This window comes from Neglectibacter timonensis (assembly GCF_900048895.1).
GTDB lineage: Bacteria > Bacillota > Clostridia > Oscillospirales > Acutalibacteraceae > Acutalibacter > Acutalibacter timonensis.
Genome location: NZ_LT160639.1, coordinates 798,384 through 824,586 on the forward strand (window position 1 = coordinate 798,384; position 26,203 = coordinate 824,586).

Here is a 26,203-nt window from a genome sequence, read left to right on the forward strand (position 1 = left end):
ATCCGGGAGAAGGAAGCTTCTTTTTTTATTCTGCCACCACAGGCCTCACAGGGAACAGCCCTATTTGGCGTTCAATTTTTCGCGCTTGCGAATCTGCCACATGGCAAAAAGGTTGGGGGCGATACACTGAGAGGAGAAACAGCCGGCCACAACACCTGCCATCATAGGCAGGGCAAAGGAGACAACGGTCGAAATTCCAAAGGCAGCCGCCACAATCAACACCACCAGCAGAGCCAGGAATGTGGTAAGAGAGGTGAGCAGAGTGCGGCCCAGCGTCTGATTAAGGCTCAAATTCATAACATCCGTAAAGTTTACCCTGGGACCCATCTTCCGCTTGTTCTCCCTCACTCTGTCATAAATGACAATTGTGCTATTCAGCGAATAACCCAAAATGGTGAGCACTACCGCGATGAAGATATCGTTAATCGGCATGCCGAACACCACAAAGACACAGAAGGAAATCAGCACGTCATGGAGCAGTGCAACAATTGCCGTAAGACCTGCCGAGAAACCGCCGATCTTACCGAAGCGGAGCGCAATATAAACCAACAGGAATATAGCAGTAATAGCGAAGCAGACCAAACATTTCTGGAAGAACCTGGCGCCCATAGTGGCGTCTACCGAGTTTGATTCCAGCAGGTTGAAGGTGAGCTCGTCATAGGCGCTGGTCAGCGTGGAAGCCACTTCCTTCTGTTCCTCAGGCGTCATACTCTGATTGCCTGCAAAGGAAACGGTTACCGACTTGGAGCCGGAATTGATTCCCTCATTGACAGCCACGGAGCAGTCCTTGCCCAACTCGTCCTTCAAGGTTTTCTGCACCTCATCCGCAGTGATCTCTCCACCCTCTACCGAGTAGCGGATCATGGCGCCGCCAGCAAACTGGATGTCCAGCTTCGGCACCACGATGATGCTGGCGATGATGCCCACCAGAATCACTGCCACAGAAATGGCATAATAAACTTTCTTGTTTTCATAAAACTGGAAAGAACGGGGCTTTTGAGCCGCAGCTGCCTCACCCTCTCTGGCTCCGCCAAACAGCCACTTCTTATGCAGGCCTTTGAATCCGGCAAGAGACATGGTCATCAGTCTTGTAGCCAGCACACCCATGATAAAGTTGGCGATGATGCCCACCAACAGGGTAAAGCCGAAGGAGAAGATGGAACCGGTGGTGGACTCACCGAATATCAGAGAAAGGATATTGCTGGGGCCAAACACGCCCATCAGCATTATCGCCACAATGGCAGTGGTAATGTTGCCGTCAAAAATAGCCCAGAAACTGCTTTGGAAACCGCGCTGCAGCGCGCCGTCCAGGGTCTTTCCATTTCTGAGTTCCTCACGGATGCGGCTTGCAGTAATCACGTTGGCATCCACACCGATACCGATGGAGAGAATCAAGCCGGCAATACCGGGCAGCGTCATGGTAAAGGAATTAAAGAATGTGAAGAAGCCTGAAATGGCTGCAAAGCAGATGCCCAGCTGACCGGCAAGGCTGATCACAGCCACAACGCCGGGAAGCCTGAAAACCAGAATCATCAGCACTGCGATCAGGGCGAAAGCAATAATTCCAGCCAGCATCATCGCGTCAAGAGCCTGAGAACCCAGCGTCGGGGCCAGGGAGTTGAAGTTCGAGGTCTCCAGGGCAAAGGGCAGCGCGCCGGCCTGAATCTTGGAAGCCAGAGCCGCGGCCTGTTCGCTGGTGAAGTCTCCCTCAATCACGCACTTGCCGTCGCTGATGACGGAGTTTACCGTGGGGAAGGAAATCATCACATCATCCATCCAGATGGAGATGGTCTTTCCTTTCAGCCGCTCAGTGGCCTCGGCAAACTTTTCCTTGCCGCTCTCTGAGAACTCCAGGGAGACCATGAACTGGGAGGTATCTTGGTTCACCACAGGTTCCGCCTTGACTACGTCGGCGCCCTCCAGGATGATGTTTTCCGCAGTGGTTCCCGCCGGCGTTTTATAAACCGGGTTCCCGTCGGAACCATATTCCGTGGTCTCGTATTCCATGCCCTCCCGGAAGGTCAGCATAGCAGTGGCGGAAAGTTCTTCAATGGCCGCCTCCGGGTCAAAATTCGCTTCGCCGCTTTTCCAGGGGAAACGGACGATAATGCGGTTATTGGCCGCGTCGGTGTAAATTTCGTAGTCAGTGATGTTTGTCGAGACCATACGAGTCTCGATGATGGCCTTGGCCGAATCCAGCTCGGTAGCAGTGGCCTTCACATCCCCTGCGGGACTGAAGGTGGCCTCTACGCCGCCGCGGATGTCGATGCCCCAACGGATATCGCCGGCGCCCTTTATGTAGGTCTCCTTAAAATCGCCCCGCTGGCCGTACACGCCGAAAAGCGACGTATACACCAAGGCGAGAATCAACAGAGCGACTACAAAAAACACAGGTTTTTTTACTCGCTTCATGGGTGTCTTTCCTCCAATTTGACCGCTGGGCTTTCACACAAAAGGCGGTCAGGCTTATTTATTCGGGTACCATACAAAACAGGGCAGTGAACACTACCCTGTGTGTTGGCCGAGCTTAATTTTTATTCCTCCGAAGGGGCAGCCGCCTCTTCATCTGCTTCGGAAACGCCGCTCTCCTGGGACACATAGACTACGGCATCCTCCGTGGATTCAGCAGCCGCTTTGTCATCTGCCTCCTGCTGTTCTTCCAGCAGCGCACGGATGGAGAGAGAAACTCTGTGCTTATCAAAATCGATGTCCGTGATCTTTACCTTGACGATATCCCCGACCTTCAGCGCATCCTGAGGTTTTTCAATCCTGTGGTCTGCAATCTGCGAAATATGAATGAGGCCGTCAATTCCGGGGATAACATTGGCAAACGCGCCAAACTGGGTCATACCCACAACCCTGGCGTCGCAGACGGTCCCGGCGGGATACTCGTTCTTGAGCTTTTCCCAGGGATTGTCCTCCGGACGCTTGTAGCCCAGGGAAATTTTCCCGTGCTCTCGATCCAAGCCCTTGACGTACACGTCAACGGTGTCGCCCACGCTCAGCACTTCGCTGGGATGCTTGATCCGGTTCCAGGAGAGTTCGGAAATATGGATCATGCCGTCCACACCGCCAAGGTCTACGAAGGCGCCAAAATTGGTGAGGGATTTCACCTTGCCGGTGTACTGCTGGCCTTCCTCAATCTGCTCCCAGAATTTTTCCTGGGCAGCTTTGCGCTCCTCGCGAAGCACGCTGCGGATGGAGCCTACCGCTCTGCGGCGCTGGCGGTTGACCTCGATAATGCGGAAACGTACTTCCTTGCCCATCAATTCGTTCAGGTCTTCCCCTCTGGCTGCGGTCGCCTGGGAAGCGGGGACAAACACGCGCATCGCACCCTTGAGCACGATTACACCGCCCTTGACCACCTCGATCACTTTGCCTTCGAGCACTTCGCCGCTCTCCTGGGCCTCGGCAATCTCGTCCCAGCCCTTCATGGCGTCCACACGGCGCTTGGAGAGCATGATGGTGCCTTCCTGGTCATTTGTCTTCATGATGAGAAGATCCATCTCGTCGCCGATTTTCACCACGTCTTCAGGCTTGACGCTCGGGTCGTTGGAAAGCTCGTTTGCGGGAATAAAACCAGCCTGCTTCCTTCCAACGTCCACATACACTTCGGTGGGAGAAATGCCCACTACCACACCGTGTACCTTTTCGTCTGTATTTAAGCTTTTGAGGGACTCCTCAAGCATCTCCTCAAAATTCAGCTCATTGTTGTTCACTTCTGCCATGGTAACTAGTACCTCCTTTATAATGCTTGCGGGTGTGGAAGCCCCCGCAGTGATGCCAATTCTGGTCCCGGCCTCAAAGGCCGGCAGCTCGTCCGCTCCCTCAACGAGGTACGTCGGACAGTATTGCGCGCAGATATCCCTCAGCTTCGCCGTATTTGAGCTGTTTCTCCCGCCGATGACCAACATGGCATCCGACCGCTCAGCGAGAGCCTTCGCTTCCTTCTGCCTTTTCGCAGTTGCATTACATATTGTAGCAAAAACCACGGCGTTTGTACATACTTTTTTCAGAGTTTTTAAAGTATTCTCCCACTCCTGGGCGTTAAAAGTGGTCTGCGCAGCCACTGTAAGCGGCTTATTTGCCAGCAAAGAATTATTTTCCAGTAAATTCTGCAGCTCCAACGCATCTTTTATCACATAATGTTCCCCAACACAATGTCCAATAATGCCTTGCACCTCGGGATGACCGGAGTCGCCGAACAGCAGGAACGTCCTGCCCTCCTCCCCCGCGCACCTGGCCAGGTCGTGAAGTTTTTTGACAAAGGGACAGGTGGCGTCCACACAGCTGAGCCCCAGTCCGGCGACACGGTCCGTCACCGATTTGGGCACACCGTGGGAGCGAATGACCAACACAGCGCCGGGAGGGGTATCTTCCGGCCGTTCCACCACACAGACGCCCCGTTCCTTTAAATCTGAAACAATCTGCGGGTTATGGATGATCGGGCCCAAGGTGGCTGCTTTTTTTCCTTCTTCCAACAAGCGATACACCGCATCCACCGCCCGGTTTACGCCGAAGCAGAAGCCTGCGGAAGAGGCCACTTCAATCTTCAAATTTTGAATAAGCTCATCTCCTTTCCGCCTGCCTGCGACAAGCCTATGCTTTCCTCTCGGTCTCCCCTGCCTGAGCAGAGGAACTGCCCAGATACTTCAGGGATTCTTCCCGCAGCGCGGCGATTTCACCCATGATGGTACGGCTGGCCCTTCTGAGCTGCATGCTGGAGTCGTCAGGAATCTGCAGGCGTTCAGCAGGGACAGGTTTTCCAAACTGAATGACCGTTCTGTGGAAAGGCCGGGGCAGCCTGCCGTCCTCCGCTGTGATGCACACCGGAACCACCGGCGCTTGGGTGCGGTAACACAGCAGCGCGGCGCCTGTTTTCGGCTTTTGCAGTTCCCCTGTTTTCGAGCGGTGACCCTCGATGAACACGCCCACAACGGCGTCTTCCTCCAAAAGGGTATAGGCCTCCTCCAACGCATCCGTCCCGCCCGTACCCCGCCTGACCGGAAAAGCGCCCAGCCTCCGCAGCAGGCCTCCAATAAAACCGTTGCGGAAAAGCTCCTCCTTGGCCATATAAAATACCTGCCGCTTTTGCACGATACCCAGCATCACCGGATCTTTCATGGCCACATGGTTGCTGCACAGCAGCACAGGCCCTTCTTCCGGAACATTCTCCCGCCCCAGAACGTGGATCCGGTATACGGGAAGATAAAACCAACTCAGCAGCATCCGACCAAATGCATACAGTTTTCCGGTTTTCTTCGCTTTTTTCCTCTGCGCCACAGCGCATCCATCCCTTCTGAAAATCACTAATTTCACGTCTGCTCAGAGCCGGGCCCTCACAAGCCCCTCCAACTTCGCCACCGATTCCTCAAAAGTATCTCCGGTGGTGTCCAACAGAACGGAATCCTCCGCCGGCCTAAGGGGCGCTGCAGCCCGATGGGAGTCCTGATAATCACGCTGCTGAATATCCTTTAAAATACTTTCATACTCTACCTTTTGACCGGCTTCTTCCAACTGGCGTACCCGGCGCCGGGCCCGTTCCTCCGGGGAGGCGGTGAGAAAAATTTTCAGCTGAGCATGGGGCAGCACCACCGTACCGATGTCCCTGCCGTCCATAAGCACATTGTTTTTCTCCGCCAGATCCCGCTGCAACTGCAGCAGAAAAGAACGCACCGCGGGAATGGCCGAACAGGTGGAAGTGGCCATGGACACCTCCGGCGTACGGATTTCCCCAGTCACATCCCGGCCGCACAGGTACATCTTCTGCCCCTCCGGGGTGTGTTTCAAGCCCACTTCAATTTTGGGCAGCTCAGCCTCCACCGCCGCCCTGTCGGCGGGATCGACGCCATGGTCCAATAAATAGAGCGCCACTGTACGGTACAGCGCCCCTGTATCCACATAGACGAAACCCAGTTCCTGCGCCGCCGCTTTGGCCACGCTGGACTTTCCCGCTCCGGCCGGGCCATCGATTGCTACCGCAAACATATCAGTCTCCTCTTTTCCACTTGATTTCCAGCATTCTCTTCCAATATACTGAGTTTTCTCTTTTCGCGCCAAAAAATCGTCGATTCTCCGGATGTCCTCCAGATCCTTTTCCCTGCCCAGGTCAGCCTTCTGCCTGCGGATGCTCTCCAGGCTGGCCACCTGCAGACCGTATTTTTCTTCAATTTCGTCCGCAAACCAATTTTCCAGCGCCTCTACCTGTTCCCCCACGGCAAAAATACGCTTGCCGTCCTGTTCCGAAACGCGGAAGGGATATCCCTTTTCCACGAGGAGATCGGCCAGCCCGGCGGTGCAGCCGAAATCCACATCGTGAGTTTCCTGTTTCACACCATGCAGCACCAGCCCCGCACCCGCCGTGATCCAATATTCTTTTCCGAGAAAGTCCAGTCCGTTCATCAGGCGCAGGATATCCTCCCGCCCCAGCTTTTTTTCCTCCATACAAGCCCCCAAAACCGATCAGTAAAGTTCAGCCGGACACATCATTCCGCCTAATAATCGTCTACGGTGATCCTGTAATCATCCGTCAGGACAATCCACACCTCAAACAGAACCTCCCGGCGGCCTCAAAAATTTTACAAAAAGCTGCCTGCCAGGTGTCCGGTGGAAAAGGCGATCTGCAGGTTGTAGCCGCCGGTATAGGCGTCGACGTCCAGCAGTTCTCCTGCAAAATAGAGGCCTTTTACCAGCTTTGACTCCATAGTGCGGGGATCCACCTCCTTGAGGCTGACCCCGCCGGAGGTGACGATAGCCTCTGCCAGGGGACGGAATCCCGAAATGCGGATGGGAAAATCCTTCAGAAGCCTGCCAAAGGCCTGCCTCTCCTCCCGGGTGATGGAATGGCAGCGGGTTTCCCCGGGGATTCCACTGCGTCTTACAGCTATGGGGATCAGCTTTTGCGGCAGCAGCTCATCCAGAGAATTGGCAAAGATTCTGTTTTTATTCTTCTCAAAATCCCGCAGCAGACGGGCATCCAGCTGAATTTCCGACAGGGCAGGCTTCAAATCAAGATGTATGGTGTACAAGCCCGCCTCCATGGGGTGCATATGGGCGGAGGCGCTGAGGATGGTCGGGCCGGAAAGCCCAAAATGGGTGAACAGCAGCTCTCCAAAATCCTCATATACCGGCTTTTTCCTGTCCTGCCTCGTCACCTTTACGCCGCAGTTGCGCAGGGATAGGCCCATCATTTGCGAGCAGTCGCCGCCCTGCTCCACCAGAGGCACCAGGGACGGCACAACAGGGCCGACCGTATGTCCCAGCGCTCTTGCCAGCCGGTAGCCGTCCCCGTTTGAGCCTGTTCCTGGATAGGAGGCGCCCCCGCAGGCCAACAGCACCGAGCCGGCGCGATACTCGCCTCTGGAGGTGCGCACCCCCAGTACCTTTCCACCTTCCGCCAGAACCGACTGCACCGGCTCCCGCACCGCCTGCGCGCCGTTTTCCCGCGCAAATCCGGCCAACGCATCCGCAATATCGTCCGCCCTGTCGGAAACGGGAAATACCCGCCGGCCGCGTTCTGTTTTCAGCGGAATCCCCAGGTTTTCAAAAAAGCGCATGGTTTCCTCTGGAGGAAAGGCAGACAAAGCGCCGTATAAAAACTTCCCGCCCCGGGGGGTGCAGGCAATCACTTCCTGTACGGTACAGTTGTTGGTGACGTTGCACCTTCCCTTTCCGGTAATGCGCAGTTTCCTGCCCAGTTTCTCATTCTTCTCGAACACAGCGGTCCTTCGGCCGCGTTCGGCGCATACGCCTGCCGCCATCAGGCCGGCAGCCCCGCCGCCTACCACAATGACATCATAATTGTTCCCCACGCTCAATTGTTTGCCTCATCCACCTTTTCATAAACTCCGTATTCATCCCAGATATTCTCTATCTTCCTCAGGGTATCCGCCACCTCGCCCTTTCTCCGGATCGCAACCGTAACAATCAGTGCGTTGATCAGACTGAGGGGACCCACCAGGGAATCCACAAAGGAAACCATATCGCTGCGGGCCAGCAGTACATGGGAAGCATGCCGCGCCAACGGGGACAGAGGGCTGTCCGTGATGGCAATGGTGGAGACCCCCCGGTCCGACGCATACTGCAGAGCCTTAGCAGCCTTTTTGGAATACCGGGGAAAACTGATGGCAATGATGGCGTCCCCCTCCCCGGCGTGGATCATCTGCTGCAGGATCGTGGCCTCGCTGGTAGCTTCCACCAGATGCACTGTATCAAAGACCAGGCGGAAATAGTGGGAGAGGAAGGTAGCCAGGGCCAGAGAGCTGCCGGCTCCCAAAATGTAGACCCGCTGGGCCCGCTGCAGCGCATCCGCCGCACGGTAGAAATCCTCCCGGTTCACCGTCTCCTTGGTCCGCCTGAGGATATCGATGTCCTGCTCCAGCACCGCGTCCAGCAGCCTTTCCGGCGCAATATTGCTGGAGGTCATCTCCAGCCGCTGTACGCTGGTGAGCTTGCTGCGGATCATCTCCTGCATGGCTTGCTGCAAGGCGGGATATCCGGAGTACCCGATTTCTGTGGCAAATCTGACCACGGTGGACTCACTGACCCCCACCGTAGCGCCCAGCCGGGAGGCAGTCATAAAGGCCACCTTATCGGAATGCTCCTCTATATACTTGGCGATCAGGCGCTGACCCTTGGAAAAGGTAGCGCTTTTCATTTTAATTCGATCTGAAAGCTGGCTGTTCATGGCAAATTCCTTTCTCTTTCCGGGAATGCTGTCGCAAAAGCCCCCTGGCTATAGAACCTCTCAGAACGGAAGCACCTCTTTCCAAAGGCGCCGGACTTCTTTTCAGAGGCAAACAAAAATCGCCGCCGGCGCCATGCCAACGGCGATCAACAGATTCATTTTAAGGGTTCTCCCTGCAAAAATCAAGTGACAGGGTACATTTTCCTGTTTATTTCTTACGGTTTTTGCAGGAAAACTTTTTTTGTGCTTCATCTCATCCAGTTTTTGGAAAGCACACTTCACCTATTTCAGACGAAACATCCGCTTGACCTGCTCATGAATCCGGTGCACATACAGCAAAATAAGACCGTTGAGGGCAGAATCATACAACAAAAATACCGCGTTGGCCAGCACCAGCAGCACTACCGGGGTAAAGGGTCCCAGAAAACTGATGGTCTCCAACGGAATTCCCAGGAGGTAGATTGAGATAAGGGTTTCTATGACCACTGCCGCATTGAAGACAAGAAGCTTTGCCAGAATCCGCAGTACCTTGTTTTTGACACGTCCCAGCACTGCATACAGGGCGGGGTAATAGCCAAAGAACAGCACGTAAAACAGGGCGGCTTCCCGGTCAGCTGCAAGCAGGAATGAGAGCACACTGCACACAGCATAGACGCCGAATCCCCAGGATAAACCGGACTCCACCACCACTGGAATCAAAAGACAACCTGCAATGGCGGGGATCGCCAGCGTCGCCACCGGCACCAGACCCGTCAGGAACATCAGCACTGCGGAAAGCGCCGCCACAATACCACAGAACGCCACTTTCATGGAATTTTTCAACCGTATCGCTCCTTCCTTCCTTTTCTGAAGAAAAGGAAGCAAAAGACTTTTATTCCGGCTTCGGCCGGGCACGGGCCGGAACCCCGCTCCACGATGCCCAAACTTTCCGCCGGCCTTCCTTTTCTGAAGAAAAGGAAGCAAAAGACTTTTATTCCGGCTTCGACTGGGCACAGGCCGGAACCCCGCTCCACGATGCCCAAACTTTCCGCCGGCCTTCCTTTTCTGAAGAAAAGGAAGCAAAAGACTTTTATTCCGGCTTCGACTGGGCACAGGCCGGAACCCCGCTCCACGATGCCCAAACTTTTCAGCCGGCCTTCCTTTTCTGAAGAAAAGGAAGCAAAAGACTTCTATTCCAGCTACGGCTGGGCACTGGCCGGAGCCCAGCTCCACGATGCCCAAACTTTCCGCCGGCCTTCCCTTTCTAAAAGAAAAGGAAGCAAAAGACTTCTATTTCGGCTTTGGCTGTGCGCTGGCCGGAACCACGCTCCACAATGCCTGAACCGCGCCGCTGATCAAAGCCAGCAGCCGCTTAACAGCAGGGAATCAAATCGCCGCCCATACACTCACAGCAACAGTCCGCGCAGATCAGGGAAGAACACATATCACAGGAATTGCAGCCACCTGCATTCATGTTGCCGCGGGGATTGTAGCCGCCATAGACGCCGGTGCCCTGATTCATCGCCTGGTTCAGGGCCGCGCTGTATTCCGCATTGCCGGGATCCATCTGGCAGGCCCGGGAGAAATGGTCCTTCGCCTCCTCCAGCCAGCCCCGGCGATATAATACGGATCCCTTGAGAAAATACCACTCAGCGTTGCGGCGCTCAGGGGGGACTCCGTTGAGGATCTGTTCGGCATCAGCAATACGGCCCGCGGCGATATAGCTGCGCACGTCGTTGAACCCGGAACCACCCGTGCCGTTGACATGGTTATAACCGCCTGCGTAAGCGCTCTGCCCCGTGCGCCCTGCCCCGCCGTTCTTGCGCTGCGCGGTGATTGTGTCGTAGGCCTCGTTGATCTCCTTCATCTTTTCGTCCGCCAAATCCTTCAGAGGGCTGTCGGAATACTGGTCGGGATGATACTTTTTGGCCAGGTTCCGGTATGCCTCTTTGATCTCCTCGTCTGTTGCGGACGGCGATACGCCGAGCACCTTATACGGATCTGTCATGTTCTGTCTCCTTCTTTTCTTTATGAAGCTTTCCGCCGCCCTGCCGCCCAAAACGGCAGGGGAACGAATTCTCCGCAAAAGCAATCTGCTCTTCGGAACTGGCAAAGCTTATTGCTTTATTTTCCAAGATTTTTCCCGTTTCTTCCGGTTTACATGCAGGAATAGTATCTCCCGCTGCATCTCCGGAATCCCCTTTTCCACCACATTCTCAATGATGGACCCAAAATTCTGCAATGTCAGCAAATTTAACGGCGGCAGCATTTGTGACACCGTGGCATTGAGCGCCTGGTTACACGCCTCGCAGACTCCGGTACGCTCTTCCTCCGTCAGCTCTTTTTTATCGGAAAGCCCGAACCTGCTGACAAAGGGGTTGAACGCGCCTTCCTGTAAATCGTCCTCCAGGTCATCCGCCGCATCCATCAGGTAAATCCAGCGGCCCAGAAAATAGCCGAACCGTTCCAGCGGCACGCTCAAAGTCCGGTCGCAGCCGCCCAATTCCTGAAACAGGGTAGAAAGCATAACTGCAGTTGGCTCGGCGCACTGGTCCACACCTGCCCCGGTATCCTCCGCCCGCTTCTGCTCTTCCACTGCCTGCTGCGCCGCCTCCCCCAATAAGGGGTACCTCTGTGCCGCCTTGCGCGCCTTCCGGGAGAGAAGGGGAAGTGCCATCCTACAGCCCAATGATTTCCAGAAGTTTTCATCCGCCACATTGTCCCGGAGCTTGTGGTAGGTCAGCAGCACAGAGAGCGCCGCCGCTTTTTTATAATCTTCGCCGCCGGATTCGATGAAGCTGCATTTTTTCATAGGATTCACCGTACAGCGGCCCTGATGAAGGGTCACCTTGGCCTCGGTGACGGCCAAGCTCAAAAGAGCATAAAAGGTACAGTCATAGCTCAAGGTAAAACGAGCTGTCCAGCCATAGCTTTTCCCCAGCTCACGGCACAGCTCACAGTAAACCGATTTATACTGTTCATACTCCCGCACCAGCAATTCTGACTTGTACGGGCGCACATAACCAAACATAGCTTCATCCTTTCGCCGCTCATTTTAGCGTATTTCGGCAGGAAGTTGTTGAACACACTGTAAACAATTATAGTCGAAACCTTAAGAAAGCACAAGGAAAAAGCTTCCAGCCACCGGAAAATTTCCGTCTGGATGTTAGCCTGTCACACTATTTTTACAGTCTATGATCACAATCCTATCGCAAATGGAGGAAACGAAGGTTGTCCACCCGGCGAAAAGGTGGAAAGCAATGGGATACACAGCCTGTTTTGAATCGCATCTTCCTGCTTAGGGAACCTTTGTGCTGCCGACGGGCCAACACGCCAAATCCCAAGACAAAAAGAGAGACTTGTGCCTGCTTACTAAAAGAAGCAGGCACAAGCCTTTGCTGTACAAAATGCAGATAGGCCCGTGGCAGCGCAAGGCTACTGGTTTTCGTGTAAAACCGTTGTCAAGGCTTCTTCCAATTTCCCGGTCAGCCTGCTCACCTGCGGCAGCCAATAAAACGCGCAGGTGGCGTCATCGCACTGAAAAAAGGAATTATCCTCATGGTATAGGTACACCTTTTTCCCCAAGGCAAGCGCCATTCCCAGTTCTATGTGGGTTCCCCTGCCCTGAGGCGTGAGCACGATGACGATATCCGCAGTTTTCACTCCTTCAAATTCCCTCTCGGCGATTCTCTGCAGGCCGTCCGTTCCCTCCTCGGAAGACAATTCAAACTCTGTCCAGTCGCAGGTATGTGTCCAGCCATTCTCCTTCAGGAAGTTTGCCGCACGCCTCACTTGCGCCCTGTTGCGCAGGCTTGATGACAGATAAAACTTCAATGGTATCCTCCTCTACCCAAACTGTGTAATTTCCGGACCTTCCCGCAAACTTGTCCCAGCTTTACAGCAGCGGCCTCAAATATTGACCTGTATAGGAGGACTCCGCCTTCGCCACCTGCTCCGGGGTCCCCTGGGCCACTACCAGGCCGCCCCGGTTTCCGCCCTCCGGCCCCAGATCGATAATATGGTCCGCGGTTTTGATCAAATCCAGATTGTGTTCAATCACCAGCACGGTATTCCCGGTGTCCACCAGCTTCTGCAGCACCTCGATCAGCTTGTGCACATCCGCAATGTGCAAACCGGTAGTGGGCTCGTCCAAAATATAGATAGTCTTCCCTGTAGGACGGCGGGACAGCTCGGTGGCCAGCTTGACGCGCTGGGCCTCGCCGCCGGAAAGCGTGGTGGCAGGCTGGCCAATTTTCACATACCCCAGCCCCACATCGTTAATGGTCTGCAGCTTCCTTGCAAGCTTCGGGATGTCCCGGAAAAATTCCAGGCCCTCTTCCACCGTCATTTCCAGCACGTCGTAAATGCTCTTGCCCTTATATTTTACTTCCAATGTCTCCCGGTTATAACGGTGGCCCTTACACACCTCACAGGGCACGTACACGTCGGGGAGAAAATGCATTTCGATACAGATGATACCGTCTCCCTGGCAGGCCTCGCACCGGCCGCCCTTCACGTTGAAAGAGAAGCGGGATGCGTTAAAGCCCCGCATTTTGGCCTCCTGGGTGCTGGCAAACAGCTCGCGGATATCGTTGAACAGGCCCGTATAGGTTGCGGGATTGGAGCGGGGCGTGCGCCCGATCGGCGACTGATCGATCTGAATCACCTTATCAAGATGTTCCAGTCCGCGGATTTCCTTATGCTTACCGGCATGGGTATGAGCCCGGTTCAGCTCTGCCGCCAGCTTTTTATAGAGAATTTCATTGATCAGAGAGGATTTTCCAGAGCCGGACACGCCGGTAACGCACACAAATTCCCCCAGGGGAATTTTCACATTGATATTCTGCAAGTTATTCTGGGAGGCGCCCCGGATTTCCAGAAATTTCCCGTTTCCCTTTCTGCGCTTTTCGGGAACCTCTACTTTTTTCTTCCCACTGAGATACTGGCCGGTAATGGAGCCCTCACAGGCCTCTATCCCCGCCGTAGGCCCGGCGTACACCACATTGCCGCCATGAATTCCCGCGCCAGGCCCCACGTCCACCAGATAGTCCGCAGCGCGCATGGTGTCCTCATCGTGCTCCACCACAATCACCGTATTGCCCAGGTCCCGCAGATGTTTCAGCGTTTCCAGCAGCTTGTGGTTATCCCTCTGGTGCAGGCCGATACTGGGCTCATCCAGAATATACAGCACTCCCATCAGGGAGGAGCCAATCTGGGTGGCCAGGCGGATCCGCTGGCTCTCGCCGCCGGAAAGCGTTCCGGCGGACCGGCTCAGCGTCAGGTATTCCAGCCCTACGCTCTGCAGAAAGCCCAAACGTGCTTTGATCTCCTTCAAAATGGGAGCGGCAATCAGCTTCTCCCGTTCGGTAAGCTCCAGCCCGTTGACGAATTCCAATGCTTCCGTGACGGATTTGTCACAGAACTCGCTGATATTGATACCGCCTACGGTGACCGCCAGGCTCTCGGGGGAAAGCCGCCTGCCCTGGCAGGCGTCACAGGGAACGGCGCTCATATACGTCTCAATCTCTTCCTTGACCCAGTTGGAGGAACTCTCCCGGAAACGGCGTTCCAGATTATTAATGACGCCTTCAAATTCCGCAGTATAGGTGCCGCTGCCGTATTCGCTGACCCGGCGGAGCTTGATCTTCTCCCCTTTGGTGCCGTAAAGCAAAATGTCCAGGATCTTCTCCGGCAGTTCTCCCAAGGGGGTATCCAGAGAGAAGCCGTAATGCTCAGCCAGGCCTTTCATGTACATGGCGGCGATGGTGCTGCCCTCCATGGCCCAGCCGCTGGCTTTCAAACCGCCCTTATTGATGGAAAGGCGCTTATCCGGAATGATGAGCTCCGGGTCAATCTTCATGAATACGCCCAGTCCGGTGCATTTTTTGCAGGCCCCGTAGGGATTATTGAAGGAGAACATCCGGGGAGTCAGCTCCTCAACGCTCACACCGTGCTCCGGACAGGCATAATTCTGGGAAAAGGTGATATCCTCCCCGTCGATGACGTTTACGATGACAATACCGCCCGTCAGTCCCGACGCAACCTCGATGGAATCCGCCAGACGGGAACGGATGTCCGCCTTGACCACCAGACGGTCCACCACGATTTCAATGGTGTGTTTTTTGTTCTTTTCCAGCTGAATCGACTCGTTTAAGTCGTAGATGAGGCCGTCCACCCGGGCGCGTACAAATCCGGAGCGCCGCGCCGCGTCGAATTCTTTGACATGTTCCCCTTTGCGCCCCCGAATCACGGGAGCCAACACCTGGATCTTCGTCTTCTCCGGCAGAGCCATTACACGGTCCACAATCTGATCCACGGTCTGCTGCTTAATCTCCCTGCCGCAGATCGGGCAGTGGGGGATACCGATACGAGCATACATCAACCGCAGGTAATCATAGATTTCCGTCACCGTGCCCACGGTGGAGCGGGGATTCTTCGAGGTGGTTTTCTGGTCGATGGAGATGGCGGGCGAAAGCCCGTCAATAAAATCCACATCCGGTTTTTCCATCTGTCCCAGGAACATGCGGGCATAGGAGGACAGGGATTCCACATACCTTCGCTGCCCCTCCGCATAAATGGTATCGAAAGCCAGAGAGGATTTTCCAGAACCGGAAAGCCCTGTGAGCACCACCAGCTTATCCCTGGGGATAGTCACGTCAATATTTTTTAGATTGTGTTCTCTGGCGCCGTGTACGACGATCTTATCCAGACTCATAATTGATGACCAAACCTTTCTCATGACACAGAATTCCCGGGCTGGAGAACTGCCCCAACCTGGCCTGCCGTCTGTTTTCTGCATGTCCCATGTTCCCTGCCTCCAGGCGTCTCCCGGCAGGCAGGCGTTCCGCTTTTCCCAGTACCTCTCAGCCCACCGGCGGCAGGCTGTGATAATAGTCCACCCTGTCCCCCCAGAGCTTCGGCTCCGCCCGCAGGGGCGACACACCCCTGAGCGTCTCCTCCACCAGATTTGTGAAGGCAGCCGTAAACTTTTCCGCGCCGCAGAACGTCATGTGAGAAGTATCGTAATAATCCTTGGACGGATCCATGCCAAGGGCATCAAACTGTTCGTTGTAATCCACCAAGGGAACCCCCAGCAGAGATAGCTCCGTGCGCATCCGGGACAGCTGTTCCTCATTGAACCGGACAAAGCCCGGCGCCAAATAGCACACCAGCCGGATCCCCTCCTCCTCACAGAACGAGGCGATCTTCCTCAGATAGGAAAGATTCCATTCCATGGATTCCGGCGTGGTTTCATCTTCCCTCTGGGTCACCTCTCCCTGAGGAGAGATGGCGTCAAGATAGGAGTACCCCGCCAGCAAGTCTCTGTCATAGCCCAGCAGCCCTTTCTGCACATCGTTCATCGTCAGCTCATCCCAACGGCTGTGATAACCGTACAGAGGAAACAACAGAGTGAGCCAGTCACTCTTCCCCGCGGCTAAAAAAGTGGCCGCCAGCCGGTTTTCCGTCCAGGGCATGGAGCCTATGATCGCCTTGGTGTACTGGGTATATTGGGGATAATAAAAACAGGTGGCCTCCAGAAAAACCGCTTTAGGCTGCTGTTTTTTGCAGGCCTCCTTCAGGGAATAATAGGTTACCGCCAGAGTTTGCCTGGGGCCGGCTACCAGGTAGGAGGCATATCCTGTCTCCTCATAAATCTGCGCCGGGATGATGTTGCAGTAGGAGAGGGAGCTGCCTGTCACTAAAAAATCCAGACTGTTCTCCGGCTCCTTTTCATAGGGCCCCCACAGATCCCAGGTAGCGCCCATCTTTACGCCTTTGGGAAACAGAATGGGCGCTGCAATCCCCAGAAACAACAGCAGGGCCAGCAGCATGGCAGCGGCGGCCAATAGTTCCTTTTTCACCTTGGACAAAAGCGCGGGTCCCCCTTTCCCCATGAAGCCCGGCGTCGTCGGACGCCTTGCTCCGTATCTATTTTTCCAATTCTTTGATCTTATCCCGCAGATAGGCTGCATGTTCGAATTCCAGAAGCTTTGCAGCCGCTTTCATTTCCTTCGTCAGCTTTTCGATCATCATGCGCTTTTCCGCAGGCGTATATTTCTTCTTTTTCTTTTTCCCGTCTTCCTTATGAGTGGAGATTTCCAGGATTTCGGCCACGTCCTTGCGGATGGTCCGGGGCGTAACGCCGTGTTCCCTGTTGTACCGCTCCTGAATGGTGCGGCGGCGCTCCGTTTCAGTGATGGCATACTCCATGGAAGGGGTCACCTCGTCGGCGTACATGACAACCTGGCCTTCCGAGTTGCGGGCGGCACGGCCGATGGTCTGCACCAGGCTGCGTCCGCTGCGCAGGAAGCCCTCCTTGTCCGCATCCAGAATGGCCACCAGGGAGACCTCCGGAATATCCAATCCCTCCCGCAGAAGGTTGATGCCCACCAGCACGTCGAATTCTCCCAGGCGCAGATCGCGGATGATTTCCATGCGCTCCACCGTGTCGATATCGTGGTGCATGTACCGCACCCTGATGCCGTATCCCTCCAAAAAGGAGGTCAGGTCCTCCGCCATTTTTTTGGTCAGCGTTGTGACCAGGACACGCTCCTTCTTTTCTACCCGCAGGTTGATCTCTGAAATGAGGTCGTCAATTTGCCCATCGGTAGGCTTTACAGTGATCTTGGGATCCAGAAGTCCGGTGGGACGTATCACCTGCTCTACCACCTGGGCGGATTTTCCAAGTTCCAAATCCCCAGGCGTGGCGCTGACAAAGACAGCCTGGTTGATATGGGAATAGAATTCGTCAAAATTCAGCGGGCGGTTGTCAAACGCTGAGGGTAGACGGAAGCCGTACTGAACCAGCATTTCTTTTCGCGCCCGGTCCCCGGCGAACATGCCGCGCACCTGGGGCAGAGTCACATGAGATTCATCCACAAAAAGCAGGAAATCCTCAGGGAAATAGTCCAGCAGTGTAAAGGGCGCGCTGCCTGGATCCCGGCCGGAAAGCACCCTGGAATAGTTCTCAATCCCTTTGCAGAAGCCGATCTCCGTGAGCATCTCCATGTCGTACCTGGTACGCTGTTCAATGCGCTGCGCCTCGATGAGCTTGCCCTGGGATTTAAAAAATTCCACCTGCCGCTCCATTTCTTCCTGAATATCTCCAATGGCCTTCTCCATCTTCTCCTTAGGCACAATGTAGTGAGAAGCGGGATAGATGGCGATATGCTTGAGTTCTGCAAGCACGTCCCCGGTCAGGGGGTTAAACTCCCGCAGCCGTTCGATTTCATCTCCGAAGAACTCCACCCGCACTGCCTTATCGCTGGACTCTGCGGGAAAAATTTCCACCACGTCGCCCCGAACCCGGAACTTATTCCGGATAAAGTTTACGTCGTTGCGCTCGTACTGCAGCTCCACCAGCTTTTTCAGCAGCTCATCCCTGTTCTTTTCCATCCCCGGCCGCAGAGAAATCACCATTGTGCGGTAATCGATGGGGTCGCCCAAGCTGTAAATGCAGGATACCGACGCCACGATAATTACATCCCGGCGCTCAGAGAGGGCGCTGGTGGCACTGTGGCGCAGTTTGTCAATCTCGTCGTTGATGGCGGAGTCCTTTTCAATATAAGTATCCGTCTGGGCGATATACGCCTCCGGCTGATAATAGTCGTAATAGCTGACGAAATATTCCACGGCAGACTCGGGAAAAAACTCCCGAAACTCCGAACAGAGCTGTGCCGCCAGGGTCTTATTATGGGCCAGCACCAGTGTGGGACGCTGTACCCGCTGAATGACGTTTGCCATAGTGAATGTCTTACCGGAGCCCGTCACCCCCAGCAAAGTCTGCTCCTTATCCCCCCGGTTAAGCCCTTCCACCAATTTTGCGATGGCCTCCGGCTGATCCCCGGTGGGCTTATAGGAGGAAACCAATTTGAACATTTCCTGCTTGCTTTGCTCACTCATCGGAAATTTCTCCTATCACAGCAGCCTTTTCGCTCCTGTTTACATCCTCGTTTAGAAAACAATCCCATTTTATCAAAATGCAGTCCTAGCCGCTTCATTCTCTGTTCATCAGTGGTTCAGTATAACATACAGGCGTAATTTTTACAATAAAACCAAACTCATTGTCGTTATTTGGCAAAGGGTTCTTTCAAGCCGCGGAAAGCCATAATCATATGATCTGCAGATTCCGGCCTTTCTGCAACAGCCTTGCCCGGAACCGCCTCCACAGCCTGCCGTGCCCTTCACTTTCGGGGCTTCTCCTTACCGTTCTCTTCCGCATACAGCAGGGACTGTTCCAGCTGCCGGGCAGCCTCAATTTCCCGCAGCCATTCCTCATCCATGCTCTGGCCGATCAGTTCAAGAAGGCCCATTGACCTAAAAGAGCAGTAATCGTCCCCCGCAAAAATAATATGATCGCTGAGCCAGGCGTCTATCCCTTTCAGCGACAACTGAATGTGCCTGGTAGCCACAATATCGTTGCGGGAAGGACATGCCAGCCCGCTGGGATGGTTATGGGCGATGAAGACGGTCTGCACATTATAACGGATACACAGTTCCACCAATCTGCGTTTATAGATGGGCACAGAGCTGACCGACCCCTCTGCCAGAACGTCACAATAAAGTATTTGGCCTCTGCCGTTGAGAAGCAGTACTGCCATAAGTTCATTTTCTCTTCCAAGAAATTTGGGACGCATCACCTCGCAGGCCGATTTCGTGTCGAAAATTCGTTTGAGAGATTTGGCGTCCTCCTCCAGATATGCTCTCGCCAATTCCGTGGATTGGCGGAGAAAGCGTGCCGTTTGTTCCGATGCCCCTGCCAGCACCAATTCCTCTTCCGGCGCGGTAAGGATGCTTTTGAAGGAACCGAACCGATTCAACAGCAAATCCAACTGCTGTGCAGCCTCTTCAGGTCCCAGAAAACTGCAAAAAACTTCCAGCAGCAATTTTCTCCGTGCCTCTTCCTCCGGAGGCGGTCCAAGCACATGAAAAGTCCCCTTATTCTTTCCCTTTGCCATGTTTTTACCTTCCCTCTTATTTTACGGCACCATCATAGCAAACATTTGTTCTCTTGTCAACCATTCCAAGTAAATAAGCGGAATATTTCCTTTTCAGGAATCTTCCGCTTTCCGACATGGGATGTTCGGGCCTGTCCAGCGGAGAGGCGTTCCGTTATCCCTTGTCTCCCATAGCCGGCATATCCGCCTGGAGTTTTTCCGGCCATACAGAGCTGCTTCATGTCCAATGCGCTGGAAATACCAGGCGATTAACCCCTCATCCCCCGCAGCCAAGTATGGATCGTTTCCTGTGCCGTTGCTTCTCTCCGCCGTCTTTTCCGGACCTCCCAGTCAGCGCTGCTCTATATGCAGGTTCAGTTCAAAACGCTCGAAAAAACCGATGAGGGTTCCTTCTTCATCTCTCACCGGCTGCATGATGATCCGCAGATTCCGGGTATTCACTCCCACAAACCGTTCTTTACCGTCCTTTTTCATCTGCTCAAATGCGCTGCGGATCCGTTCTTTGGATTCCTCCCTGCTATGGCAGTCAAAAATACTCTTTCCAATCAGCCCGGCATAGCCCCGCTCTTTGTAATAGTGATACTCTGCGTACCGGTTCATGTACCGGATGACATAACCGCTGTCTACAAAAACAATGGGATAAGGGTAACTGTCCAAAATCCCTTTCATAATGACATTCTGATCCATAGCCAAACATTCCTTCCTTTCCTGAAAACAGGCCCGTATTTTTTCAATTATAGCACATTACAGGCTTTCGCCCCATGTCCCTTTAAAAAGTTTCTTTTTTTAAGGTTTGCACTTTCCCATCCGGACATACCTATGATATAATGCTTTTATACCGTGATCCGGCAGAAGCTTCGAGTTTTTCAGGTCCTCTTCTTTTCTTTCAGAAAAGTATGGTTTTTCAAAGGAATGTAAAACGCTGGAAAACGGAAAAACCGGAATGGCGGGAATTTTTCCCGCCGCGGCCGTAACAGAATCAAATTGACTGTTCAAGGGAGGCAGATGGTATCCCCATGGGAAATATTCTCGACTATATTGAACAGGAAAAGCAGAGCTTTACACAGTATCCTTTCTGTGCGGTGGACAGCTTGGTTCTCTCGCAGCTCTCCTACCTGAACTTCGACGGTCTGGTACCTGGCCCCGGGGAAGGAGATTCCATTCTCCTTTCACAGCTGGCAAATGAGAAAACCGTGGCAGCCATGGTGAAAGGTATCCGGGCGCCGGATCTCAACACAAAATTGTTTTGGCTGCTGGCGGAAAGCCCCCGTTTTCAGAACCTGCGCCTAAGCGCCTATATCAACCACATTGACGAGGAAAAAGAGGAGCAGTTTTCCGCTGTCACCTTCCTTCTTGGGGAAGATGCCTATGTGGCCTTTCGGGGGACAGACGCCTACTATGTAGCTTGGAAAGAGGACTTCAATCTGGCTTTTATCTGCCCTGTCCCTTCCCAGGTGGAGGCCGCGGAATACCTGAGCCATACAGCTGTTCCCGTTTCCGGACGGCTTCTGGTGGGCGGCCATTCGAAAGGCGGAAACCTGGCCGTGTACGCGTCCCTGTTCTGCACCCCGGAAGCGCAGCGTAAGGTGGACGCTGTTTTCAGCCACGACGGTCCGGGTTTTCAGCCGGAAGTGTTGGAAACCCCGGAATACCTTCGAATGAAAGAGCGGATTCATAAGACCATTCCCCAATCCTCTTTGGTAGGAGTACTTTTGCAGCATCAGGAATCCTATCAAGTCATTCGCAGCGACAGTTTTTGGATCATGCAGCATGACCCCTTTTCTTGGGTTGTAGAGAACGGCAGCTTCAGTTATGAGGCCTCTCTGACCAGCAGCGCTGCCTTTTTGAATCGCAGCCTGAACGAATGGATTTCCGCGCTTTCAGAAGAGGAACTTTCCGCGTTTGTCGATGCCTTGTATAAAGTGCTCTGCTCCTTTGGCGGAGAAACCTTTGCAGATTTGCCGGAGGAATGGTGGAAAATCGTGCTCAATGTACTGGGCGGCATGAAGGAATTGGACGCCGACACCTATAAATGTATTCTTTTCACAGTACGCTCCCTGGTTTCTCTGGCCATCGGCAATCTACCCAAACCCAAGGTAAATCTCAAGCTGCCTGAACTAGCGCTCCCCAGCATTCCACTGCCGAAACGGCTTCCCCATCCCTTCCGCAAACACAGCGCTAAAATCTCTTCCCCCCATAAAATCCAATAACCCCTCTTGCGTGGTATGCCTTTAGCAGTGCCGCAGTATTCGTGTCTCACAGAAAGGAAGACAGTCAACAACATGATAAAAGGAACCGCCTCTCAGAACAAATTCAGCCGAAAGGCACGATGCTCCATTTCTCTGCTTTTGTCCCTGGTCCTTCTTCTCACCTGCTTTACCCCAATGGCCTTAGGAGCAGAGGGAGACGGAGGAGCCATCCCGGGAGAATCCGCCCTGACCTCAGAAGTCTCTTCTCAACCGGAAGACGCCCCTCCCCAGGAGAGTTCTTCCGCTCTGCCGGAGGAAATCACAGCCGGGGGGGAGAAGACGGAAAGCCAGCCCCAAGAGGGGTCCGGCGAATCCAGCGAACCGGACGGCGGCGAAAGCAGCAAGCCGGAAGAACCTCCTGCGCCCAAAACATATACCGTCCTGTTCGTCATGGGAACACTGGGCAATGTTTCCTACCAGGTGGAAGAGGGACAGTATCTTGCCCAAACTCCGGATGACCCTACTCTTCCCGGCGCCGCCTTTCTGGGCTGGTTTGATGAGGAAGGAAATCAAACCTATCCTTCCAGCCTCCCCATCGACAGGGATAGGAAATTTACCGCCCGGTTTTCCCGCAGTCTCGGAGACCTGCTGAATACCACAGATCATATCGCCTATATCGGGGGCCATGAAAACGGCATGTTCAAACCCGAGGCCGGACTTACCCGTGCGGAAGCGGCCAAAATGTTCTACGCGCTGCTCAGAAGCCACGATTGGGAAATCAAAACGTTCCCCGATGTTCCCGCCTCAAAATGGTATGCGGATCCAGTGGGAACCATGGCCACTCTGGGCATCGTCGGGGGTTATGAAAACGGCGCCTTCCGTCCGGATCAGCAGATCACCCGTGCGGAATTCGTCAAAATGGCGGTGAGTTTCGACACCATACAGGATGGGGAACTGATTTTTCCCGACGTCTCCCCCTCCTCCTGGGCTGTCCCCTACATTGTAACGGCTACTCAGAACGGCTGGATCAACGGTTATAAGGACGGCTTCCATCCGGAGGACCGAATCACCCGGTCTGAGGCGGTAACCATCATCAACCGGATGCTGGGCCGGTCTCCCGACGCAGAGATTCTCAGCCTGACGGACACCAAAAACTTTTACGACGTCTTCCCCACCGACTGGGCCTACGGACAGATTGCAGAGGCTGCAACCACCCATACCTACCTTTCCGACGAGGCCGGGGAAACCTGGACCGACTATGAAAAGGACGAGAGTGTGGTGGAAAAATCCCACTGGATCAGAGACGGCGCAGACCGTTACTATCTGGACGCGAAAACCCGGAAATTCCTCCGGGGCGAGGTGACGTTGGACGGCGTCCAGTACCTGTTGGACGCCTCTACCGGCAAGGCGATTACCGGGTTCCGCAACCGGGGCTCCTGGCGGCGGTATTATAAGGACGGCGTTCTCCAAAACGACATTTCTTCCCTGGGCGTGGTAGAAGGGCCTTATTTCATAAAGGTCTACAAAAAATCCAATTATCTGATCATCTTTGCAAAAGATGAAAAGGGGAACTATAACATTCCTGTGCGCGCCATGCGGGTTTCCTGCGGGAACCCCACTCCAACCGGGACCTATTATACACCGGCCCGATACCGCTGGCTGCAGATGGTCGGGGATACCTGGGCTCAATGGTGCACCCAGATTCAGGGAAATTATCTGTTCCACTCGGTTCCCAACTGGACGCTGAACAATTTCGATCTGGAAGTGGACGAATACAACCACCTGGGGGATACCCGGTCCCTTGGATGTATCCGCCTCAACTGCCGGGACGCCAAATGGATTTTCGACAACTGTACCCTCGGCACCAAGGTGACGATTTCAGGCACGGAAACCTCCGGCCCGCTCTCCAAGCCCGACGGCCTCCAGATTCCTTCTTGGCACACCTGGGATCCCACCGACCCCACCGCAGTCTATCGCTGTAAACAGATCGGCTGCCACTGAGCCTTGCAGATTCTCTTTCTTTTTGTATCCTATACATATAAGTGATTCCAATGATGGCTGATGAGGGGCGCATTGCAGAATAGAAAAGCTGCAATGCGCCTTTTTGTTGTTATAATATGGTAGATAGGGTTGCAGAGACCGGCGTGCATCGGATCGCGCCCGGTGCCGGGTGCGTTATCATAAATATGGGTTCTATATTAATGTGGTAAAGGAATTAGTACCGCATGAAAAAGTTAGGACAGGATCCCTTTTACGGGCAGATTAAAAAGCTGGTCATTCCCATTGTGGTGCAGAATTTGTTGAGCGCTACGGTGAATTCGGCGGATGTGGTCATGCTGAACTTTGTGGGGCAGTCGGCAATTTCGGCGGTTTCCCTGGCGACCCAGTACGCCAGTATTTTGTTTATGGTGTTTTACGGCCTGGGTACCGGGGCTACCATGCTCTGCGCCCAATATTACGGCAAGGGGGATATGCAGGCCATCAATGCGGTGGAGGGATTGCCCTGCGCTTCTCCATGCTGATCTCTACGGTTTGGGCGCTGCTGTCCCTCTGTATTCCCGAGCTGATGATGAAAACACTCACAAGCGATGCGGAGCTCATCACCCTGGGCGCTTCGTATCTGCGAATTTTAAGCGTGGCCTATTTTTGCTGGGGCATTATTGAAATTCTCCTACCTGTTCATCCGGAATAAGCCGCTGTTTTCCGACTTTATGCGGCTTTCCCTGCCCGCGCTGGGCAACGACGTGGTCTGGGGCGTGGGCTTTGCCATGTATTCCGTGATCATCGACCACATGGGCACCGATGCGGTGGCGGCCAACTCCTTTGTGGTGGTGGTGCGCAACTTTGGTACGATTCTGTGCTTTGGCATGGCAAGCGCGGGCGGCATTTTGCTGGGCCAGAAAATTGGACAGAACCAGTTGGAGGCAGCTGCGGCGAATGCAAAAAAGCGCCTGCGCCTCACCGTGATCACCGGAGTTGTGGGCGGGCTGATCGTGCTGGCGGCCACCCCATTGTGCTGAACTACGCCGCCCTCAGTGAAACCGGAACGTACTATTTGAAGGTCATACTGCTGATCAACGTCTACTACGTCATGGGCGCGGCGGTAAACACCACCCTGATCGCCGGTGTGTTCCGCTCCGGCGGCGACAGCCGGTTTGGACTGATTTGCGATGTTGTGGACATGTGGGTTTATGCGGTACCCTTGGGCTTTATTGCGGCGTTTGTTCTGAATCTTCCGGTGCTGTGGATCTACTTCCTGATCTGTACAGACGAATTTGTCAAATGGCCCTGGGTCATCCGCCATTACCGCAGCAAAAAATGGCTGAAAAACGTTACCAGGGAGGATTTGTTCACAGAGCAGCCCCAACCGGCAGAGCCCTCGGAAATAGGTGCTTGAGTCCGCAGGGGTAGGCGCACGTCTGTAAGCTACACCGTTCCCGCGAATCATGGTCAAGAAAAACCCCCACAGGGTTCCTGTTCATTGGACAGGCCCAGTGGGGGTGATTTTGTTATTGCATCAATAAAAGTGCCCCAATGCCCAGGAGCATGCCCAAAACGCTGCGCAGGGTCAGGCGCTCCTGAAAGCAGATGGCGGAAAGCAGGGTGGCGAGCACCAGCCCCAAGCCGTTAAAGGCCGGAAATATCACCACAGAGGGCAGCACCGCCGAGGCCGAGGTGACCAATTGGCTGATCAAAAATACCGCTGCTGCCAGAATCACCAGGGCAGGGAGGGTGCTTTTTCCGGGAAGCAATCTGGTTTTTATCCCTCCCGGGGGAATCAAAGGCAGAATGCACCACAGAACAGCAGAGGCAATGGCAAAGGTCCAAAAGGAGTACAGGGATACGGGTTCCTCCGGCAGCCAAACAGAAAATAGCTTTTGGGACAGCATAACAAGTCCGTTTGTGACAAGGACCACCAGCAGGCAGCCCCAGACCAGAAAGGAGGACTTTTTCGCCTGGCTGCGGTGGTAGCCTGCCAACAGCACCGCGGCCACGCCCAGCAGCAGTACTCCCAGCAGGTGGCGGTGGGTAAAGGGCTCATGAAACAGCCAGTTGCCCGCAACGCAGGGAATTAACATGCCGGACATACCGGCCAGCTGGACCAGGACCACTGCCCCGTGCCGCAGCGCCACGTACTCGAACACCCCACAGAGGGCCAGGGAGACCCCGCCCAGCGCCGCAATTCCAAGTGCTGCCGGGGAAAGACTAGGACCGCCCTCAAACAGAAGGAGCAGAAGGGCCAGCAAAACGCAGAGCAGGTACCGCCATGCGGTAAAGGCCACAATCTCCCGCTCTGTTTTCAGGGCAATGCTGGTTCGCTTGGTAAAGTAGGTCTGGAACAGCTTTACGCCAAGAGCAATGGCCAGTAAAACACTGCCGCTCATCCGGGC

The 26,203-nt window shown here is 54.4% G+C and carries 22 protein-coding genes; 6 read left to right on the forward strand and 16 right to left on the reverse strand.

All coding sequences use genetic code 11. The features are described 5' to 3' along the window. Positions 1-60: 60 nt before the first annotated feature. The 15 genes from secF to BN3911_RS08640 form a co-directional block, all read right to left on the reverse strand. Positions 61-2,412, reverse strand: coding sequence for a protein translocase subunit SecF (gene secF / locus BN3911_RS08565; protein ID WP_066864051.1), 2,352 nt, complete (start codon positions 2,410-2,412; stop codon positions 61-63). A 122-nt stretch (positions 2,413-2,534) separates the two neighbouring features. Then, positions 2,535-4,556: a bifunctional 4-hydroxy-3-methylbut-2-enyl diphosphate reductase/30S ribosomal protein S1 gene (locus BN3911_RS08570; protein ID WP_066864054.1), complete on the reverse strand. Its 2,022-nt coding sequence runs from the start codon at positions 4,554-4,556 to the stop codon at positions 2,535-2,537. A gap of 43 nt (positions 4,557-4,599) precedes the next feature. Further along, positions 4,600-5,283, reverse strand: a complete 684-nt coding sequence (locus BN3911_RS08575; RefSeq protein ID WP_066864057.1) for a lysophospholipid acyltransferase family protein — start codon at positions 5,281-5,283, stop codon at positions 4,600-4,602. A gap of 42 nt (positions 5,284-5,325) precedes the next feature. After that, the gene (cmk, locus tag BN3911_RS17750) at positions 5,326-6,444 is read right to left on the reverse strand and encodes a (d)CMP kinase (protein WP_308211549.1); all 1,119 of its coding nucleotides are present in this window, start codon (positions 6,442-6,444) and stop codon (positions 5,326-5,328) included. A gap of 134 nt (positions 6,445-6,578) precedes the next feature. Beyond that, positions 6,579-7,811: a BaiN/RdsA family NAD(P)/FAD-dependent oxidoreductase gene (locus BN3911_RS08585; RefSeq protein WP_256191999.1), complete on the reverse strand. Its 1,233-nt coding sequence runs from the start codon at positions 7,809-7,811 to the stop codon at positions 6,579-6,581. 2 nt (positions 7,812-7,813) lie between these two features. After that, entirely contained in the window at positions 7,814-8,686 is an 873-nt protein-coding gene (locus tag BN3911_RS08590) for a MurR/RpiR family transcriptional regulator (RefSeq protein WP_066864060.1), read from the reverse strand. A 282-nt stretch (positions 8,687-8,968) separates the two neighbouring features. Beyond that, the gene (locus tag BN3911_RS08600) at positions 8,969-9,508 is read right to left on the reverse strand and encodes a hypothetical protein (protein WP_147578556.1); all 540 of its coding nucleotides are present in this window, start codon (positions 9,506-9,508) and stop codon (positions 8,969-8,971) included. A gap of 529 nt (positions 9,509-10,037) precedes the next feature. Further along, entirely contained in the window at positions 10,038-10,673 is a 636-nt protein-coding gene (locus tag BN3911_RS08605) for a J domain-containing protein (RefSeq protein ID WP_066864065.1), read from the reverse strand. A 108-nt stretch (positions 10,674-10,781) separates the two neighbouring features. After that, complete coding sequence (locus tag BN3911_RS08610) at positions 10,782-11,696, reverse strand: DUF5685 family protein (protein ID WP_066864068.1); 915 nt, start codon at positions 11,694-11,696, stop codon at positions 10,782-10,784. A gap of 404 nt (positions 11,697-12,100) precedes the next feature. Continuing rightward, positions 12,101-12,499 (reverse strand): nucleoside 2-deoxyribosyltransferase, encoded by a 399-nt coding sequence (locus tag BN3911_RS08615; RefSeq protein WP_066864071.1) that lies wholly within the window; start codon positions 12,497-12,499, stop codon positions 12,101-12,103. A 61-nt stretch (positions 12,500-12,560) separates the two neighbouring features. Next, positions 12,561-15,380 carry an excinuclease ABC subunit UvrA gene (uvrA, locus tag BN3911_RS08620; RefSeq protein ID WP_066864074.1) on the reverse strand — a complete coding sequence of 940 codons (2,820 nt, stop codon included), beginning with the start codon at positions 15,378-15,380 and terminating at the stop codon, positions 12,561-12,563. A 148-nt stretch (positions 15,381-15,528) separates the two neighbouring features. After that, the gene (locus BN3911_RS08625) at positions 15,529-16,536 is read right to left on the reverse strand and encodes a hypothetical protein (protein WP_066864077.1); all 1,008 of its coding nucleotides are present in this window, start codon (positions 16,534-16,536) and stop codon (positions 15,529-15,531) included. 58 nt (positions 16,537-16,594) lie between these two features. After that, positions 16,595-18,568 (reverse strand): excinuclease ABC subunit UvrB, encoded by a 1,974-nt coding sequence (uvrB, locus tag BN3911_RS08630; protein ID WP_066864080.1) that lies wholly within the window; start codon positions 18,566-18,568, stop codon positions 16,595-16,597. A 281-nt stretch (positions 18,569-18,849) separates the two neighbouring features. Further along, positions 18,850-19,623, reverse strand: coding sequence for a JAB domain-containing protein (locus tag BN3911_RS08635; RefSeq protein ID WP_066864084.1), 774 nt, complete (start codon positions 19,621-19,623; stop codon positions 18,850-18,852). A 330-nt stretch (positions 19,624-19,953) separates the two neighbouring features. Beyond that, positions 19,954-20,310, reverse strand: a complete 357-nt coding sequence (locus BN3911_RS08640; RefSeq protein ID WP_066864087.1) for a PAS domain-containing protein — start codon at positions 20,308-20,310, stop codon at positions 19,954-19,956. Between the two features lie 329 nt (positions 20,311-20,639). On the opposite strand from BN3911_RS08640, the gene BN3911_RS08650 reads away from it, so the two are divergent. The 6 genes from BN3911_RS08650 (at position 20,640) to BN3911_RS17770 (ending at position 25,209) form a co-directional block, all read left to right on the forward strand. Next, positions 20,640-21,833, forward strand: coding sequence for a DUF2974 domain-containing protein (locus BN3911_RS08650; protein ID WP_066864093.1), 1,194 nt, complete (start codon positions 20,640-20,642; stop codon positions 21,831-21,833). Positions 21,834-21,905: 72 nt separating this feature from the next. After that, a complete protein-coding gene (locus tag BN3911_RS08655) occupies positions 21,906-23,813 on the forward strand; it encodes an S-layer homology domain-containing protein (protein ID WP_066864096.1) in 1,908 nt (635 codons plus the stop codon). 224 nt (positions 23,814-24,037) lie between these two features. Further along, complete coding sequence (locus tag BN3911_RS17755; protein WP_308211548.1) at positions 24,038-24,334, forward strand: MATE family efflux transporter; 297 nt, start codon at positions 24,038-24,040, stop codon at positions 24,332-24,334. Next, complete coding sequence (locus BN3911_RS17760) at positions 24,328-24,504, forward strand: hypothetical protein (RefSeq protein WP_338086368.1); 177 nt, start codon at positions 24,328-24,330, stop codon at positions 24,502-24,504. The genes BN3911_RS17755 and BN3911_RS17760 overlap by 7 nt, the downstream gene beginning before the upstream one ends. Beyond that, on the forward strand, positions 24,473-24,832 hold the full coding sequence (locus BN3911_RS17765; RefSeq protein WP_341440844.1) for an MATE family efflux transporter: 360 nt from the start codon (positions 24,473-24,475) through the stop codon (positions 24,830-24,832). Before BN3911_RS17760 ends, BN3911_RS17765 begins: the two co-directional genes overlap by 32 nt. Next, positions 24,826-25,209 (forward strand): MATE family efflux transporter, encoded by a 384-nt coding sequence (locus tag BN3911_RS17770; protein ID WP_338086366.1) that lies wholly within the window; start codon positions 24,826-24,828, stop codon positions 25,207-25,209. The genes BN3911_RS17765 and BN3911_RS17770 overlap by 7 nt, the downstream gene beginning before the upstream one ends. 112 nt (positions 25,210-25,321) lie before the next feature. On the opposite strand, the gene BN3911_RS08665 is transcribed toward BN3911_RS17770, so the two are convergent. Beyond that, a complete protein-coding gene (locus BN3911_RS08665; RefSeq protein ID WP_066864098.1) occupies positions 25,322-26,197 on the reverse strand; it encodes an EamA family transporter in 876 nt (291 codons plus the stop codon). Between the last annotated feature and the right edge of the window lie 6 nt (positions 26,198-26,203).

Coding starts and splice junctions, on each gene's coding strand:
- secF (WP_066864051.1), bottom strand. CDS start 2,412: ATGAAGCGAGTAAAAAAACCTGTGTTTTTTGTAGTCGCTCTGTTGATT.
- BN3911_RS08605 (WP_066864065.1), bottom strand. CDS start 10,673: ATGACAGATCCGTATAAGGTGCTCGGCGTATCGCCGTCCGCAACAGAC.
- cmk (WP_308211549.1), bottom strand. CDS start 6,444: ATGGAGGAAAAAAAGCTGGGGCGGGAGGATATCCTGCGCCTGATGAAC.
- uvrA (WP_066864074.1), bottom strand. CDS start 15,380: ATGAGTCTGGATAAGATCGTCGTACACGGCGCCAGAGAACACAATCTA.
- BN3911_RS08665 (WP_066864098.1), bottom strand. CDS start 26,197: ATGAGCGGCAGTGTTTTACTGGCCATTGCTCTTGGCGTAAAGCTGTTC.
- BN3911_RS08650 (WP_066864093.1), top strand. CDS start 20,640: ATGGGAAATATTCTCGACTATATTGAACAGGAAAAGCAGAGCTTTACA.
- BN3911_RS08655 (WP_066864096.1), top strand. CDS start 21,906: ATGATAAAAGGAACCGCCTCTCAGAACAAATTCAGCCGAAAGGCACGA.
- BN3911_RS08640 (WP_066864087.1), bottom strand. CDS start 20,310: ATGGATCAGAATGTCATTATGAAAGGGATTTTGGACAGTTACCCTTAT.
- BN3911_RS08610 (WP_066864068.1), bottom strand. CDS start 11,696: ATGTTTGGTTATGTGCGCCCGTACAAGTCAGAATTGCTGGTGCGGGAG.
- BN3911_RS08635 (WP_066864084.1), bottom strand. CDS start 19,623: ATGGCAAAGGGAAAGAATAAGGGGACTTTTCATGTGCTTGGACCGCCT.
- BN3911_RS08590 (WP_066864060.1), bottom strand. CDS start 8,686: ATGAACAGCCAGCTTTCAGATCGAATTAAAATGAAAAGCGCTACCTTT.
- BN3911_RS17760 (WP_338086368.1), top strand. CDS start 24,328: ATGCTGATCTCTACGGTTTGGGCGCTGCTGTCCCTCTGTATTCCCGAG.
- BN3911_RS17755 (WP_308211548.1), top strand. CDS start 24,038: ATGAAAAAGTTAGGACAGGATCCCTTTTACGGGCAGATTAAAAAGCTG.
- uvrB (WP_066864080.1), bottom strand. CDS start 18,568: ATGAGTGAGCAAAGCAAGCAGGAAATGTTCAAATTGGTTTCCTCCTAT.